The 15818-nt window shown below is 68.9% G+C and carries 9 protein-coding genes; all 9 read right to left on the reverse strand.

The window, feature by feature from the left end; translation table 11 throughout:
- Positions 1-29 precede the first annotated feature (29 nt).
- The 9 genes from BN6_RS38460 to BN6_RS38500 all read right to left on the reverse strand — a co-directional run bounded on the left by BN6_RS38460 (position 30) and on the right by BN6_RS38500 (position 15817).
- Positions 30-794 (reverse strand): choice-of-anchor P family protein, encoded by a 765-nt coding sequence (locus BN6_RS38460; protein WP_015105274.1) that lies wholly within the window; start codon positions 792-794, stop codon positions 30-32.
- Positions 791-1558 carry a L,D-transpeptidase gene (locus BN6_RS38465; RefSeq protein WP_051075887.1) on the reverse strand — a complete coding sequence of 256 codons (768 nt, stop codon included), beginning with the start codon at positions 1556-1558 and terminating at the stop codon, positions 791-793. The genes BN6_RS38460 and BN6_RS38465 overlap by 4 nt, the downstream gene beginning before the upstream one ends.
- Positions 1559-2008: 450 nt before the next feature.
- Complete coding sequence (locus BN6_RS38470; RefSeq protein ID WP_015105276.1) at positions 2009-5905, reverse strand: DNA-directed RNA polymerase subunit beta'; 3897 nt, start codon at positions 5903-5905, stop codon at positions 2009-2011.
- Positions 5906-6018: 113 nt separating this feature from the next.
- Positions 6019-9501 (reverse strand): DNA-directed RNA polymerase subunit beta, encoded by a 3483-nt coding sequence (gene rpoB / locus BN6_RS38475; protein WP_015105277.1) that lies wholly within the window; start codon positions 9499-9501, stop codon positions 6019-6021.
- Between the two features lie 1253 nt (positions 9502-10754).
- Complete coding sequence (locus BN6_RS38480; RefSeq protein WP_051075888.1) at positions 10755-11261, reverse strand: hypothetical protein; 507 nt, start codon at positions 11259-11261, stop codon at positions 10755-10757.
- A 479-nt stretch (positions 11262-11740) separates the two neighbouring features.
- Positions 11741-12247 carry a hypothetical protein gene (locus BN6_RS38485; protein ID WP_015105279.1) on the reverse strand — a complete coding sequence of 169 codons (507 nt, stop codon included), beginning with the start codon at positions 12245-12247 and terminating at the stop codon, positions 11741-11743.
- Positions 12248-12261: 14 nt separating this feature from the next.
- The gene (locus BN6_RS38490) at positions 12262-13491 is read right to left on the reverse strand and encodes an MCE family protein (RefSeq protein ID WP_015105280.1); all 1230 of its coding nucleotides are present in this window, start codon (positions 13489-13491) and stop codon (positions 12262-12264) included.
- Positions 13488-14663 (reverse strand): MCE family protein, encoded by a 1176-nt coding sequence (locus BN6_RS38495; RefSeq protein WP_015105281.1) that lies wholly within the window; start codon positions 14661-14663, stop codon positions 13488-13490. The genes BN6_RS38490 and BN6_RS38495 overlap by 4 nt, the downstream gene beginning before the upstream one ends.
- Positions 14660-15817: an MCE family protein gene (locus BN6_RS38500; RefSeq protein WP_015105282.1), complete on the reverse strand. Its 1158-nt coding sequence runs from the start codon at positions 15815-15817 to the stop codon at positions 14660-14662. Before BN6_RS38500 ends, BN6_RS38495 begins: the two co-directional genes overlap by 4 nt.
- Between the last annotated feature and the right edge of the window lies 1 nt (position 15818).

A 15818-nucleotide genomic window follows, 5' to 3' on the forward strand; every position in this document is an offset into this window, starting at 1 on the left:
GGAAAAGCCCCCGCCGCACGGTCGGACGGTCAGCCCGTGACGGCCAGGTGGCCTTCCACAGCGGTCGGGCGCGGTGCCTTGCCCGGGGCGGAGGCGGCGGAGGAGGCCGGGCCGGTGGTGACCGCGCCGGCGGGGCCGGTCGGGCCGGCCGGTGCGGTCGTGGTCGGCTCGGCCCGGCCGACGACCTTGGCGCAGGTCGCGGACGCGATGTCGATCTTCTGCAACCCGGCGACCTCGACCGCGATCCCCACCACGGTGAGCGTCCCGTCGGCGGCCCGGGTCTGCTTGTTGAGCACCACGGACGCCACGCCGGGCACGGTGATCCCGGTGTTCGCCGGGGGCTGGACCTGTAGCGGCACCGCGCCCGCCTTCGCGCCGGCGAGCACCACCGAGCCCTCGCCGTCCACGCAGGACGCGCTGACGGCCTCGGCGGTCACGGCGCTGACGCCGCCGGGGAGCTTGAGCAGTCCCAGCTGCGCCACGAGGTCCGCGACGCTCGCCCGTGCTCTGCCCTTGTCCGCCTCGGAGTTGAGGACCCCGGTGGACAGGACCGGCGCGGTGGCGTCCGGGAGCCGGGTCGACGACGCGGACGTCTGCCGGAAGCCGTTGCGGCTGTCCAGTGCCGCCTGCGGCTCGACGGCGAGCGCGCCGACGGCGGACAGCGCGAAGGCGGAGCTCACGCCGGAGGCCGCCGGGGCGGCGACCGCCGCACCGGAGGTGACCAGCGCCAGCGCGGCGGCGGTGAGGACGGTCAGGATCTTCTTACCGGACAAGGCAGTGCCTTTCTGGGTCATTTGACGATCACCACGGTCCCCAGCGGGAGGGTCAGCAGCAGGTCGAGGGCGTCGTCGGGTACGCGGATGCAGCCGTCGCTGGTCGCGGTGCCGAACGGGCTGGCGTCCGGCCAGCCGTGCAGCGCGACCGTGCCAGGCCCGCCGCCGAACGTCTCGTGGCTCTCGGAGTGGGCACCGAGCGGGAGGATGTGCGGGCTGAAGGTCGTCACCGTCTCCTTGATCGAAGCCAGGAGGTAGGTCCGACCGGTCGGGGTCGGGTACTCGGGCTTGCCGGTGCCGACCGTCCAGGCCGAGAGCGGCTTGCCCTTCTCGGACACCTCCAGCCGGAACGCGGCCAGGTCGACGGTGACCAGGAAGTCGTTCTCGGCGCGCTCGAAATCACCGGAACCGGTGAACACCCAGCCGCTGGAGCGGTTGGGGCGGGACGGCAGCAGCACCTGCGACCACCCGTCCTGGCGGGCGATCTCGGGTACCCAGGTGGGTGAACCGAGCTGGGTGCCGGGCAGCCGGGCGACGGCCTTCCCGTCGGGCCGGTCGTAGACGGGCACGGCCTTGTCCGGCCGCAGCACCTGGCCCGCGGTCGGCGACGTCCCGTCGTCCCGGGGCAGGGCGTCGATCTTGGCGAAGGTCGTGGCTTCCGGCAGCGTCTCGAAGGACTGCACGTCGACCGCGGCCGGCGTGGGCCGGGGCGGTGGATCCGGGGCGGCGGCGCAGGACGTGACGGCGAGCGCCGAGACGGCTGCGAGCAGCAGCGAACGCAACATTCGTGGGTGCCGATCAGGTCGAGGGCAAGGGGCGGCGGAGGTGCCCGGACACGGCCTGCGATCGGCCGGACGGCACAGGGTCACGCCTGACGGGGAAGCTATCCACTTCCGAGAATCACTCGCAAGCGGCCCAACGCCATGCCACCTGAATGCCACAGCGCAGTACCCCACCGGTTGTAATTTGCGCCATGACCGCTACTAGAGGTAACCGACAGCTACGCAGTGCTATAGCTCGGCCGGTATCCCCCGGCCGGGGATGGGGCGTGGCGGAGGCTGGGTTGGAGCCGCCTCCGCAACACCGGCGACCGCGCGATCAGCCCGTCCGGGTAGGTGGTCACACGGGAGTCGGACGCGGTGCCTTGCCCGTGGTCGGTCTGCGGCCCAGTGCGGAAGAAAGAAGAACGGCCCCCGGAGCGGAAGGCTCCGGGGGCCGTTCTGAGGGGACTGCGGTCAGCGGTAGTCGCGGCCGAAGTCGTAGTCGTCCAGCGGAACGGCAGCGCCGGTCCCGGTGCCGAAGACGTCCGGCGTGTAGTAGCCGTCGTCGTAGGACGGGATGGCGTACGCCGCCGCGCGGGCTTCCTCGGTCGGCTGAACCTGGATGTTGCGGTACCGGTTGATGCCGGTGCCGGCCGGGATCAGCTTACCGATGATCACGTTCTCCTTGAGACCGATGAGCTTGTCCGAGCGGCCGTTGATGGCCGCGTCGGTCAGCACCCGGGTGGTCTCCTGGAACGACGCCGCCGACAGCCACGAGTCGGTGGCCAGCGACGCCTTGGTGATACCCATCAGCACGGGACGGCCGGCGGCGGGCTCGCCACCCTCCGCCACGACGGCGCGGTTGCCGCTCTCGAACTCCGCGCGCTCGACGAGCGAGCCCGGCAGGAACTCGGTGGCACCCGAGTCGATGATCGTCACCCGGCGCAGCATCTGCCGGACGATGACCTCGATGTGCTTGTCGTGGATGGCCACGCCCTGGGCCCGGTAGACCTTCTGGACCTCTTGGACGAGGTGCAGCTGGGCTTCGCGGGGACCCATGACGCGCAGGACCTCGTGCGGGTCCGGCGTGCCCTCCAGCAGCTGCTGGCCGACGTGCACGTGGTCGCCGTCCTGCAGCGGGCCGGTGGCCGTGTTGGCCAGCCGCTGGCGCTTGGACAGCTTCTCGAAGATGATCTCCTCGGACCCGTCGTCCGGGATGAGGGTGATCTTCCAGAAGCGGTCGCCGTCCTCGATCCGCACGCGGCCGTCGACGTCCGCGATGGGCGCCTTGCCCTTGGGCACGCGGGCTTCGAAGAGCTCCTGCACCCGGGGCAGACCGGTGGTGATGTCGTCGCCGGCCACACCACCCTGGTGGAACGTGCGCATGGTCAGCTGCGTGCCGGGCTCACCGATCGACTGCGCGGCCACGATGCCGACCGCCTCGCCGACGTCGACCAGCTGGCCGGTCGCCATCGAGCGGCCGTAGCAGGACGCGCACACGCCGACCGCGGACTCGCAGGTCAGCACGGAGCGGACCTTGACCCGGGTGACGCCCGCCTCCACGAGGGTGGCCAGCGCCGGGTCGCCCAGGTCGTCACCGCGGTTGAGCACGGTGTTGCCGTTGGCGTCGGTGATGTCCTCGGCGATGGTCCGCGCGTAGACGGAGGTCTGCGCGAACTCGGCCAGGCCGACCTTGTCGCCCAGCTTCTCGCCGACCGTCATGTTCACGCCGCGGGTCGTGCCGCAGTCGACCTCGCGGATGATGACGTCCTGCGAGACGTCCACCAGACGACGGGTCAGGTAACCCGAGTCGGCGGTGCGCAGCGCGGTGTCGGCGAGGCCCTTGCGGGCACCGTGGGTGGCGATGAAGTACTCCAGCACCGACAAGCCCTCGCGGAACGAGTTCTTGATCGGACGCGGGATGTACTCGCCCTTCGGGTTGGTGACCAGGCCACGCATACCCGCCAGGGAGCGGACCTGGGTCATGTTGCCCGCCGCCCCGGACTTCACGATCATCCTGATCGAGTTGTCCTCGGGGAAGTTGGCCTCCATGACCTCGGCGACCTCCTCGGTCGCCTTGGTCCAAACCTTGACCAGCTCGTTGTTGCGCTCGATGTAGGAGAGCTGACCGCGCTGGTAGCGCTTCTCCACCGCGTCGGCGAGCTTCTCGTACTCGTCCAGGATGCCCTGCTTGGCCTCCGGCACGAGCACGTCGGAGATCGCGACCGTCACGCCGGACCGGGTGGCCCAGTAGAAACCGGCGTCCTTGAGCTTGTCCAGCGTCCGGGCGACGGTGACCATCGGGTACCGCTCGGCCAGGTCGTTGATGATCGTGGCCTGCCGCTTCTTGGGCATGACCTCGTTGATGAACGCGTAGTCCTGCGGCAGGACCTCGTTGAACAGCACCCGACCGAGGGTGGTCTTGGCCAGCCACGGCTGACCGGGCTCCCAGCCCTCGGGCTCCTCGCCCTTGGGCGGGTTCTTGTCCGAGATCCGGATCTTGGCCATCGCCTGCAGGCCCAGGGCCTTGCGGTCGAACGCCATCAGCGCCTCGGCCGGCGACGAGTAGGCGAGACCCTCGCCGATGTCGCCTTCCTTGTGCCGGGTCAGGTGGTACAGGCCGGTCACCATGTCCAGCCGCGGCATGGCCAGCGGCTTGCCCGACGCGGGCGAGAGGATGTTGTTCGAGGACAGCATCAGCACGCGCGCCTCGGCCTGCGCCTCGGCGGACAGCGGCAGGTGGACCGCCATCTGGTCACCGTCGAAGTCGGCGTTGAACGCCTCGCAGACCAGCGGGTGCAGCTGGATGGCCTTGCCCTCGACCAGCTGCGGCTCGAAGGCCTGGATGCCGAGGCGGTGCAGCGTGGGTGCGCGGTTGAGCAGCACCGGGTGCTCGGTGATGACCTCTTCCAGCACGTCCCACACGGCGGGGCGCGCGCGCTCGACCATCCGCTTGGCGGACTTGATGTTCTGCGCGTGGTTGAGGTCGACCAGCCGCTTCATCACGAACGGCTTGAACAGCTCCAGCGCCATCTGCTTGGGCAGACCGCACTGGTGCAGCTTGAGCTGCGGGCCGACCACGATGACCGAACGGCCGGAGTAGTCGACGCGCTTGCCGAGCAGGTTCTGGCGGAACCGGCCCTGCTTGCCCTTGAGCAGGTCGGACAGCGACTTCAGCGGCCGGTTGCCCGGACCGGTGACCGGACGACCGCGGCGGCCGTTGTCGAACAGCGCGTCGACGGCCTCCTGGAGCATCCGCTTCTCGTTGTTGACGATGATCTCGGGCGCGCCGAGGTCGATCAGCCGCTTGAGGCGGTTGTTCCGGTTGATCACCCGGCGGTACAGGTCGTTCAGGTCGGACGTGGCGAAGCGGCCACCGTCGAGCTGCACCATCGGGCGCAGGTCCGGCGGGATGACCGGGACGCAGTCCAGCACCATGCCCTGCGGGTTGTTGCGGGTCGCCTGGAAGGCGGCCACGACCTTCAACCGCTTGAGGGCGCGCAGCTTCTTCTGGCCCTTGCCGCTGCGGATCGTCTCGCGCAGGACGTCGGCCTCGGCGTCCACGTCGTAGTCGCCGAGCAGCTTCTGGATGGCCTCGGCGCCCATGGCACCGGTGAAGTAGTCGCCGTAGCGGTCGTACAGCTCGCGGTAGAGCATCTCGTCCGCGATGAGCTGCGCGCGCTCCAGCTTGGTGAAGGTGGACCAGATCTCGTCGAGCCGGTCCAGCTCGCGCTGCGCCCGGTCGCGGAGCTGGCGCATCTCGCGCTCGCCGCCCTCCTTGACCTTGCGGCGGACGTCGGACTTGGCGCCCTCGGCCTCCAGCTCGGCCAGGTCGGCTTCCAGCTTCTGCGCGCGGCCCTCGACGTCGGCGTCGCGCTTGTTCTCGACGCGCTTGCGCTCGACCTGCATCTCGTTCTCGAGCGTGGGCAGGTCGTTGTGGCGCAGCTCCGCGTTGACACCCACGATGACGTAGGCGGCGAAGTAGATGATCTTCTCGAGGTCCTTGGGGGCCAGGTCGAGCAGGTAGCCCAACCGGCTGGGGACGCCCTTGAAGTACCAGATGTGCGTGACCGGGGCGGCCAGTTCGATGTGGCCCATCCGCTCGCGGCGCACCTTGGCGCGGGTCACCTCGACGCCGCAGCGCTCGCAGATGATGCCCTTGAACCGGACGCGCTTGTACTTGCCGCAGTAGCACTCCCAGTCCCGGGTGGGACCGAAGATCTTCTCGCAGAACAAGCCGTCCTTCTCCGGCTTGAGCGTGCGGTAGTTGATGGTCTCGGGCTTCTTGACCTCGCCGAAGGACCACTGGCGGATGTCGTCCGCGGTCGCGAGACCGATGCGGAGCTCATCGAAGAAGTTGACGTCGAGCACGTCTACTCTCTTCCCCTTTTGATTCGGTTGCCCGGTGACCGGGCGGTGCTTGGGAGCTGGTGGCTCGGCGGTCGGGGGAGTGCGGGAGGCAGTCCCCCGACCGCCGGCGAGTGTCAGTTGACGACGTCGTCCACGGACGGCGACTCGGACCTCGACAGGTTGATGCCGAGGTTCGCGGCCGCGCGCTCCAGGTCTTCGTCGTCGCCGTCGCGCATCTCGATCGCGGCACCGTCCGAAGACAGCACCTCGACGTTGAGGCACAGCGACTGGAGCTCCTTGAGCAGCACCTTGAAGGACTCCGGGATACCCGGCTCCGGGATGTTCTCGCCCTTGACGATGGCCTCGTAGACCTTCACGCGGCCGAGCACGTCGTCGGACTTGATGGTCAGCAGCTCCTGGAGCGTGTACGCCGCCCCGTAGGCCTGCATCGCCCAGCACTCCATCTCACCGAAGCGCTGGCCACCGAACTGGGCCTTACCGCCGAGGGGCTGCTGGGTGATCATCGAGTACGGGCCGGTGGACCGGGCGTGGATCTTGTCGTCGACCAGGTGCAGCAGCTTCAGGATGTACATGTAGCCGACCGACACCGGGAAGGGGTACGGCTCGCCGCTGCGCCCGTCGAAGAGCTGCGCCTTGCCGTTCTCCTTGACCATCCGCTCGCCGTCGCGGTTCGGGACCGTCGAGCCGAGCAGGCCGGTGATCTCGTCCTCGCGAGCGCCGTCGAAGACCGGGGTGGCGGTCTTCGTGCCGGGCTCCACGTCGTAGAGCTCGCCGGGCAGGTTCTTCGCCCAGTCCGGGTCGCCGTTGATGCTCCAGCCCTGCTTGGCGATCCACCCGAGGTGGGTCTCCAGCACCTGGCCGATGTTCATCCGGCGCGGCACGCCGTGCGTGTTCAGCACGATGTCGACCGGGGTGCCGTCCTCCAGGAACGGCATGTCCTCGACGGGGAGGATCTTGCCGATGACACCCTTGTTGCCGTGCCGGCCGGCGAGCTTGTCGCCGTCCTGGATCTTGCGCTTCTGGGCGACGTAGACCCGGACCAGCTCGTTCACGCCGGGGGGCAGCTCGTCGTCGTCCTCGCGGCTGAACACGCGGATGCCGATGACCTTGCCGTACTCGCCGTGCGGCACCTTCAGCGACGTGTCGCGCACCTCGCGGGCCTTCTCGCCGAAGATCGCGCGCAGCAGGCGCTCCTCCGGGGTCAGCTCGGTCTCGCCCTTGGGCGTGACCTTGCCGACCAGGATGTCGCCCGGCTGGACCTCGGCGCCGATGCGGATGATGCCGCGCTCGTCGAGGTCGGCCAGGACCTCCTCGGAGACGTTCGGGATGTCCCGGGTGATCTCCTCGGCGCCCAGCTTGGTGTCCCGCGCGTCGATCTCGTGCTCCTCGATGTGGATCGAGGTCAGGACGTCGTCCTGGACGAGGCGCTGCGACAGGATGATCGCGTCCTCGTAGTTGTGGCCCTCCCACGGCATGATCGCGACGAGCAGGTTCTTGCCCAGCGCCATCTCGCCGTTCTCGGTGCACGGCCCGTCCGCGAGGACCTGGCCCTCCCGCACCCGGTCGCCCTCGTTCACGATGGGCTTCTGGTTGATGCAGGTGCCCTGGTTCGAGCGGCGGAACTTGTGCAGGCCGTAGGTCTGCCGCGAGCCGTCGTCGGCCATGACCGTGACGTAGTCGGCGGAGATCTCCTCGACCGCACCGGTCTTCTTGGCCACCACGACGTCACCGGCGTCGACCGCGGCGCGCAGCTCCATGCCCGTGCCGACCAGCGGCGACTCGCTGCGCAGCAGCGGCACCGCCTGGCGCTGCATGTTCGCGCCCATCAGCGCGCGGTTGGCGTCGTCGTGCTCCAGGAACGGGATCATGGCGGTCGCCGCCGACACCATCTGGCGCGGGGAGACGTCCATGTAGTCCACGTCGAGCGGGTCGATCTGCTCGACCTCGCCGCCCTTCTTGCGGACCAGGACCTTGGCCTCGAGGAAGTTGCCCTCGTTGTCGATCTTCGCGTTGGCCTGGGCCTTCACGAAGCGGTCTTCCTCGTCCGCGGTCAGGTAGTCGATCTGGTCGGTGACCCGGCCCTCGATGACCTTGCGGTACGGCGTCTCGATGAAGCCGAACGGGTTGACCCGGCCGTAGCTCGACAGCGAGCCGATCAGGCCGATGTTCGGGCCTTCCGGCGTCTCGATCGGGCACATCCGGCCGTAGTGCGACGGGTGGACGTCGCGGACCTCCATGCCGGCCCGCTCACGGGACAGACCGCCGGGACCGAGGGCGGAGAGGCGACGCTTGTGCGTCAGACCCGCCAGCGGGTTGGTCTGGTCCATGAACTGGGAGAGCTGCGAGGTGCCGAAGAACTCCTTGATCGCCGCCACCACGGGGCGGATGTTGATCAAGGTCTGCGGCGTGATCGCCTCGACGTCCTGGGTCGTCATCCGCTCGCGCACGACGCGCTCCATGCGGGACAGGCCGACCCGGATCTGGTTCTGGATCAGCTCGCCCACGGTGCGCAGGCGGCGGTTGCCGAAGTGGTCGATGTCGTCGACCTCGACCGGGACCTCGGTCTCGCCCGGCTTCATGGACGTCTCGCCGGCGTGCAGGCGGACCAGGTACTCGATCGTCGTGACGATGTCGTCCTCGGTCAGCACGCCCGTGGCGATCGGGGAGGCCAGGCCCAGCTTCTTGTTGATCTTGTAACGACCGACCTTGGCCAGGTCGTAGCGCTTGTCCTTGAAGAACAAGTTCTCCAGCAGCGCCTGCGCGGACTCCTTCGTCGGCGGCTCGCCCGGACGCAGCTTGCGGTAGATGTCGAGCAACGCCTCGTCGGTGCCCGCCGTGTGGTCCTTCTCCAGCGTCGTCAGCAGCGTCTCGGAGAACGAGAAGCGCTCGCGGATCTGCTCGGTGCTCCAACCCAGGGCCTTCAGCAGCACGGTGACCGGCTGGCGGCGCTTGCGGTCGATCCGGACACCGACGGTGTCGCGCTTGTCGACGTCGAACTCCAGCCAAGCACCCCGCGAGGGGATGATCTTGACGCTGAAGACGTCCTTGTCGGTCGTCTTGTCGATCGCCGTGTCGTAGTAGACGCCAGGCGAGCGGACGAGCTGGGATACCACGACCCGCTCGGTGCCGTTGATGATGAACGTGCCCTTGTCGGTCATCATCGGGAAGTCACCCATGAACACCGTCTGGCTCTTGATCTCGCCAGTGGTGTGGTTGGTGAACTCCGCCGTGACGAACAACGGGGCGGCGTACGTCATGTCCTTGTCCTTGCACTCCTCGGTCGAGGCCTTGACCTCGTCGAAGCGCGGGTCGGAGAAGGAGAGGGACATCGAGCCCGAGAAGTCCTCGATCGGGGAAATCTCGTTCAAGACCTCTTCGAGGCCGCCCGTCGGCGTCTCGTCGCCCTCGTCGACGCGGCGCTGGAACCACGCCTCGTCGCCGGTGAGCCATTCGAACGACTGGATCTGGAGGTCGAGCAGGTTGGGCGTCTGAAGCGGTTCGTGGATCTTCGCGAACGAGACGCGCTTCGGCGCTCCGGGAATCCCCGACGTGGAGTTGGTCGCAGCAGTGGCCTTGGTCGCGCGAGAGATCGCCAAGATGCGTCCTTCCAGGGACAGGTAGCTGGCTAGTCAGCGGAACTAGCACGGCTGTCAAGGGTGCGGCGATGCCCGGCAATCCAGCTCTCGGCGAAGGGCAAACGGAAAGAGGGCAGCGCAAAGGGGCAGTCTAGCCACGCGCACGCCAACTGTCGAGAGGCACCTGGAAGGACCTTTCTCGTCGTCACCGACAGAGTGACCCTGCCGACGCCCACAGTCAAGATGCCACGCGGCGATCACCCTCGTGGCGCAAGCCGCGTTCACTCGCGGTTACCGCCCTGACCTGCGGAATTACACGGTTGTCGGCTGGGGGTGAACTGTTGGCGGGTGTTCGTGGTCCACCGGCCGACGCCTGCGGCTCCGCTCAGTTACGGGGCCTGGAGTGTGGCGGAGATCACTCTTCTGGGAGTTGCTTTTGGGTGTGTTTCGTCCACTTGGGACGTCTGAGCTGGGGTTGGGCGGCTGGCGTGGGCGGGGGCGGGGGCGAGGGGGCCGAGAGTCAGCCGGAGGGTGGATCGGAGGTGGTGGGAGGCCGGGTCGGTGAGTTGATCTTTGAGCGGAGTGATCGAGATACTGGGTGTGCTCGCGTGCCTACGCAGCGTTTGAAGTGGCGTGGGTTCGTGGTGGGTGGTGTGGTGGGTGGCAGGCGGCGGTGTGGCGGGGTGCGGTTGAGGGTGACAGCGGGCGGGTAAGGGATTGAGCACGTCGCAGGTACTCGGGGTGTGGCGTAGCGGGGCGGTGTCGCTGGCGAGGCGGCGCGGTCTGGTGCGGTGCGGGCGGTGCGGTGCTGAGCTGGCCCGGCGAGGTCGGAGCAGGCGTGGAGGCGGGGGAATGTCGTACCCCGCTGCTTGGATGTGTGTCGGGGGGACCTTCGCGCGGGAGTACCCCTGGCTGGCCTTGGGCGGCGAACCTCGGGCGGCCTCGAACAGCGGGAGTCAGCGGGGCGTGGGCCAGGCGACGTCCGGGGCTGTGCGGTGGCGAGCGGACGTCCGGGCTGTGCGGTGGCGAGCGGGGGTGCGGGGGGTGCGGGGGTCAAAGCTAAAAGAGTCCTCGCCGGACGGGCGAGCCGCCAAGGATGACGGGCAGTGCGGTGGGCGTCGTGTCATCCCCGTATGGCCCGGTCGGAGACAACCACCCTTGAGCAGGTAGTGCAAGCGAAAGGCGTGCTTGCACTACCTGCTCAAGCGCGGTTCGCTGGCGCGCGGGCCATACGGGGATGACACGACGCGGCAGGAGGATTGTGGGGTGCGCGTTTAGTTGCACTTCGCCAGTTCTGTCGATTGGTCGCCGGTCTGGCCGAACATCTCCATGTTGTCGACCTTCCAACGACCGTCCGCCTTGTGAGCGCCCGCCCTCATCATGGCGATTCCGCCGCCGGACTGGTTGTCCGTGGTCCGGGTGGTGACCTGGTCCAGGAACAGCAGGACGGTCGCCCGGTCGTTGTCGAGGCTGGTCACCCCGCTGGACACGGCCTTCACCGTGACCACGAGCTTCTGCTCCGGCGCCAACGTCTTCACCGGACCGAAGATCGCGTTGTACTGGCACTTCGCCTTGCCCAGGAGCAGTTCGTTGGCGGCCTTCTCGGTCGACGCCACGTCCGCGAAGTTGTACGAGAAGGCCTTCTCCACGGCCTCCCTGACCTGGCCTGACACCTCCGTCGTGCCCCCGCTGTCGACCAGGGCCCTGTTGTACCTGGCGTTGCCGGCCTGCGCTTGCAGCCACACGCCCAGACCGACCAGGACCGCCGCAACGACGACCAAGCCGATCGGCAGCAGGATCTTCGACTTGACCGGTTGCGACTGGGATTGGACTGGTTCGTGCTGGTCAGGGGCCGGTTCCGGCTGCTCGGGGGATGGGTGTGGGGTCGATCGGCGCTGGGTTGCCTCGCGTTTGCGCCTGGGGGTGGGGCGTGGCGTCGGAGGGTCATCGGGGGTGTGGAGGGCGTCAGGGGTGTCCGCCACGTCCTCTACGAACGGTGGTGCGTCAGGTTCGGAGGTCGGTCGGTCGAGGGTGGTGGGGGCACGGGGCGGCGTGTCCTGGGCCGGAGCGTCAGGGGGTGGGGCGTGGGGGGTGGGGGTGTCGGTGGGTCGGGGGGTGTCGGGCGTGGGTCGGGGGGTGTCGGTGGGTCGGGGGGTGTCCGGGCGTTTGCGCAGGCCGGCTACGCGGGGGCGGCCGGGGGTCGTCGGGGCGGACGGGAGCGGGCGGCGGCGGGTGGGGGGCACTGGTTCTCCTCCTCCGGTCACGCGCCGCCGGCGGCTACGGGGCCCAGGGCGCTGAGCTTCCAGCCTGCGTCGGTGCGGGTCAGGTTGGTTTGGTAGCGGTTGACCTTCTTCACCGGTTGGGCGCCTTCCGGGGTCACCGTGGTTTCCACCACGGCGATCAGGTGGGCTTTGCCGGCTCGGTCGTCCAGGTCGGTCACGGCGGCGTCGAGGACTTTGCTCACCGTGACGGTCTTGGCGTCGGTGATCTGCTTCTTGCGGGTTTCGCGGCCCGTTTCCACTTCGGTGCGGAGATCCCCCGTGGACGAGTCGAGCCAGCGGTTCAGGTCGTCGTCCACCTTCTTGTAGTCCAGGGTGGTGAAGTTGGCTATGCCCACCTGACCGACCCGGAGCACTTCTTCACGTTCTTCCGAGAAGGACACCGAGTCGCTGGTCGCCGAACTCCACCAGGACACCCCCGCCCAGATCGCGTAGCCGGCGGCCAGCACCACCAGTACGGCGGCGGCGGGCAGGAAGTAGCGCTGCATCGGGTTCCTCCAACTCAGCCCGGCAAGCCGAGCAGCTGTCCCAGGCTGGTCAGGACGGGTGCGTCGGGCCGCTGTCGGGCCGCTTGCTCCCGTCCGGGCTGGGAAGTCTCGTTGCCGACGGGCGTCGTAGGTGTGCCGCCGTAGGGCGCGTTCTGCGCTCCACGCACGGCGGTGGCGCTGCCGCGCGCCAAGGCGCAGTACGCCTGGCTGTTCAGCGTCGTGGGGGTCGTGTCGGTGCCTTGCCGGATCTTGGTTCCCTCGTACCCGACCGTGCACGGGGGCGGGTCGAAGACGTTGATCGCGAGGCCGAAGTGGGCTCCGGTGCCGTCGCCCTTGGCCACGCTGAACCCGCCGCCGACGGCGATCGGGTACGTCACCGCGATCTGCTCCAGGCCGTCGAGCCTGGTCACCAGGATGTTCCCGGTGGTCAGGAGGTTGGCCATCACCACACCCAGGTTCGGGCCGGTCTCCTCGAGCAGGGCGGAGACCTGTTCGGCGGCCTGCGGGGAGATGCCGATCAGGGTGCGGAGGTCGCCGTCGGAGTTCTTGAGCTGCTCGGCCAGGGCCTTGAGGTCCGTGCTGAACGAGCGGATGGCGCTGCCCTGCGCCGCCTGGGTGTTGAGCACCACCAGGCCGTCGTTGATCAGGGCTTTCGTCTGCGGCAGGTGCTCGGTGGCGGCCTGGGTGAACTGCCTGGTGTTGTCGAGCAGCACCTGCAGGTCGGGTCCGGTGCCGTTGAACGCCTTGTCCAGCTCGTCCACGACGGTGCGCAGCGAGTCGGTGGGCACCGATTTCGCGAAGCCGTCGAGGTTGGTCAGCAGGCCGTCGACGGGGGGCGGGGTCCTGGTGTCGGCCCGGTCGATGGTGGAGCCGGCGGCCAGGTACGGGCCCTCGTCCGTGCGGGGGCGCAGGTCGACGAACTGCTCGCCGACGGCCGAGCGGTGGGCGACCACCGCTTCGAGGTCCGCGGGGATGTCGGGGGCGTCCGAGTCGATGTCGAGGTCCACGTCTAGGCCGTCCGCGGTCAGCCGCATCTGGCCGACCCGGCCGACGGTGACGCCCCGGTAGGTGACCTCGGCGTTGGTGAACACGCCGCCCGAGTCGGCCAGGTGCAGGGTCACCACGTAGCCGGACGAGCCGAACAGCCTGCCCAGCCCCGCGTAGCGCGCGCCGACGTAGCTGACGCCGACCAGGGCGATCAGGACGAACACGCCGATCTGGAGCTTGATCTTCCGGGGGATCATCGGCGACCGCCTCCCAGCAGTCCGCCCAGCAGGTCGCCGAGGCCGGTGGTGCCGCCGACGTTCGGCAGCGGCAGGTTGGGCAGCGGCAGCGGCAGGGACGGCGCGTTGCCGGTGATGCCGGGAATGGCGGGCAGCGGGCTCTGCCGGGACCGGCCCAGGTTGTCGACGATGTTGCCCAGGTTCAGGTCGATGTCGGCGTAGAGGTTGGTGTAGTCGCCCTTGATGCCGTCCACCGCCGAGTCCGGGAACGGGTAGGTGAGCAGCAGCTCCAGGGCGTTGGGCAGGTTCGTGCCCGCCTCGGCCAACTTCTTGAGGGTCGGCTGCAACGCCTTCAGGTCGGCCACGATGTCGTCCTTGGACCGGTTGACGGTGTCCACGGCGACGTCGGAGAGCGCGTCGAGGGACTGCAGGAGCGTGACGAGCTGGGTGCGCTGCTCGCTGAGCACCCTGAGACCGGGTTCGAGGTTGTCCAGCACGCCGGTGATCTGCTGGTTCTGCGCGCTGAGGGTGCCGCCGAGCCGGTTGACGCCGTCCAGCGCGCGGGTGATCTCGGCCTTGTGGCCGTCCAGCTCGCCGACCAGGGTGTTCAGGTTGCCGAGCAGCGAACGGATCTCGGGCTCGTTGCCCTCCAGCGCCGCGCTGAGCTCCCGGCTGATGTTCTGGAGTTGGGCGACTCCCCCGCCGTTGAGCAGCATGGACAGCGCGCCGAAGACCTCTTCGACCTCGGGGTTGCGGTTGGTGCGCTCCACCGGGATGGTCGCGCCGTCCGCGAGCGTGCCCTCCTCGCGCCCCTCGGCGGGTTTGGCCAGTTCCACGAACTTCTCGCCGAGCAGCGCCGACTGGCGCAGCTTGGCGATGGCGTTGGCGGGCAGCTTCACGCCGCCGTTGACGACGACGGTCACCTCGGCGGTCCAGCCGTCGGGGGCCAGGTCGATCCGGTCGACCCGGCCGACCGGCACGTCGTCGACCTTGACACCGGCCTGCGGGACGAGGTCCAGGACGTCGTTGAACCGGACCTTGACGGAGTACGGGTGGTCACCCAGGTCCGCGCCGCCGGGGAGGGGCATGGTGTAGATGCCCTCGAAGCCGCCGGAGCCGCAGGAGGTGAGCAGGAGTGTGGTGATGAGGGTGGTGAGGGTGCGGCGGGTTGTTCTGGGGTTGTGGTTTTTCACTGGGGCACCCCCGCCAGTGGGAGGGGCAGGGGGATCTTGCCCTGGGTGAGGTCGCTGATCACTTCGGCGGGGGTCTTGAGGGGGACGGCGCCGGAGAGGATCGGAGCCAGTTGTCGGCACGTCTGGGAGAGCGCCAGGGGGATCTTGCCCGGCTCGACGGACTGGATGAGCTTGCAGACCAGCACGATGGGGGGCTGGTTGAGCTCGTTCAGGTCGGCTCGGGTGTCGAGGGTGCCGGACGCGGCGTTGTACGCGTTCTGGAGGTTGCCCAGCGCGAGCGGGGCGACGTCCAGGGTCTCGGCCAGGGACGCCCGCTGGTCCACCAGGATCTGGGTGATGCCGGTCAGCTTGTCCACATTGGACTTGATGATCGCGCGGTTGTCCTTGATGAAACCCTGGACCTGGCCGAGTGCACCGGCCAGTTCGGTGAGGGCTCCGGCGAGGTTCTCGCGTTCGTCGGACAGGAAGCCGGCGACGTCGGCCAGCTGGCGGTTGAAGTCGCGGACCTGGCTGTCGTTGGCGGCGAGCATCCCGGTGAACTTCTGGAGGTTGTCGACCGTGCCGAACAGGTCGTCCTTGGAGCCGGAGAGGGTTCGGGTGGCGTCGCCCAGTTGGCGGATGGTGTCGCCGAGGGCCTGGCCGTTGCCGTCGAGGTTCTTCGCCGCTGACGTGAGGAGGTCGGAGAGGGCGCCGTTCTTGTTGGCGCCGTTGGGGCCCAGGGCGGTGGTGAGCTTGTCGAGGCTGGCGTACAGCTCGTCCAGCTCGACGGGGGTGGCGGTGCGCTCACGCGGGATCGTCGCGTTGTCGCCCATGGCCTGGCCGGTGGTGTAGACGGGCGCCAGCTGCACGTAGCGGTCGGAGACGACGCTCGGTGCGACGACGACGGCCTGCGCGTTGGCGGGCACCTTGACCGTGCGGTCGATGGACATGGTGACCTTGACCAGCGGGCCCTGTGGTTCGACGTCCTCGATGGAGCCGATCCGGACCCCCAGGACGCGGACGTCGGATCCCGGGTAGACGCCGACCGCGGCACCGAACATCGCGGTCACCTTGCGGCTGTTGACGCCCGCGAACGCCCACCACATCGCGGCGGCGGCGAGGAGCGCCAGGACGCACGCCATCGCCACGGCCCGGCCGACCCGACTGGTCGCCATC

This window comes from Saccharothrix espanaensis DSM 44229 (assembly GCF_000328705.1).
In the GTDB taxonomy this organism is placed as follows: Bacteria; Actinomycetota; Actinomycetes; order Mycobacteriales; family Pseudonocardiaceae; genus Actinosynnema; species Actinosynnema espanaense.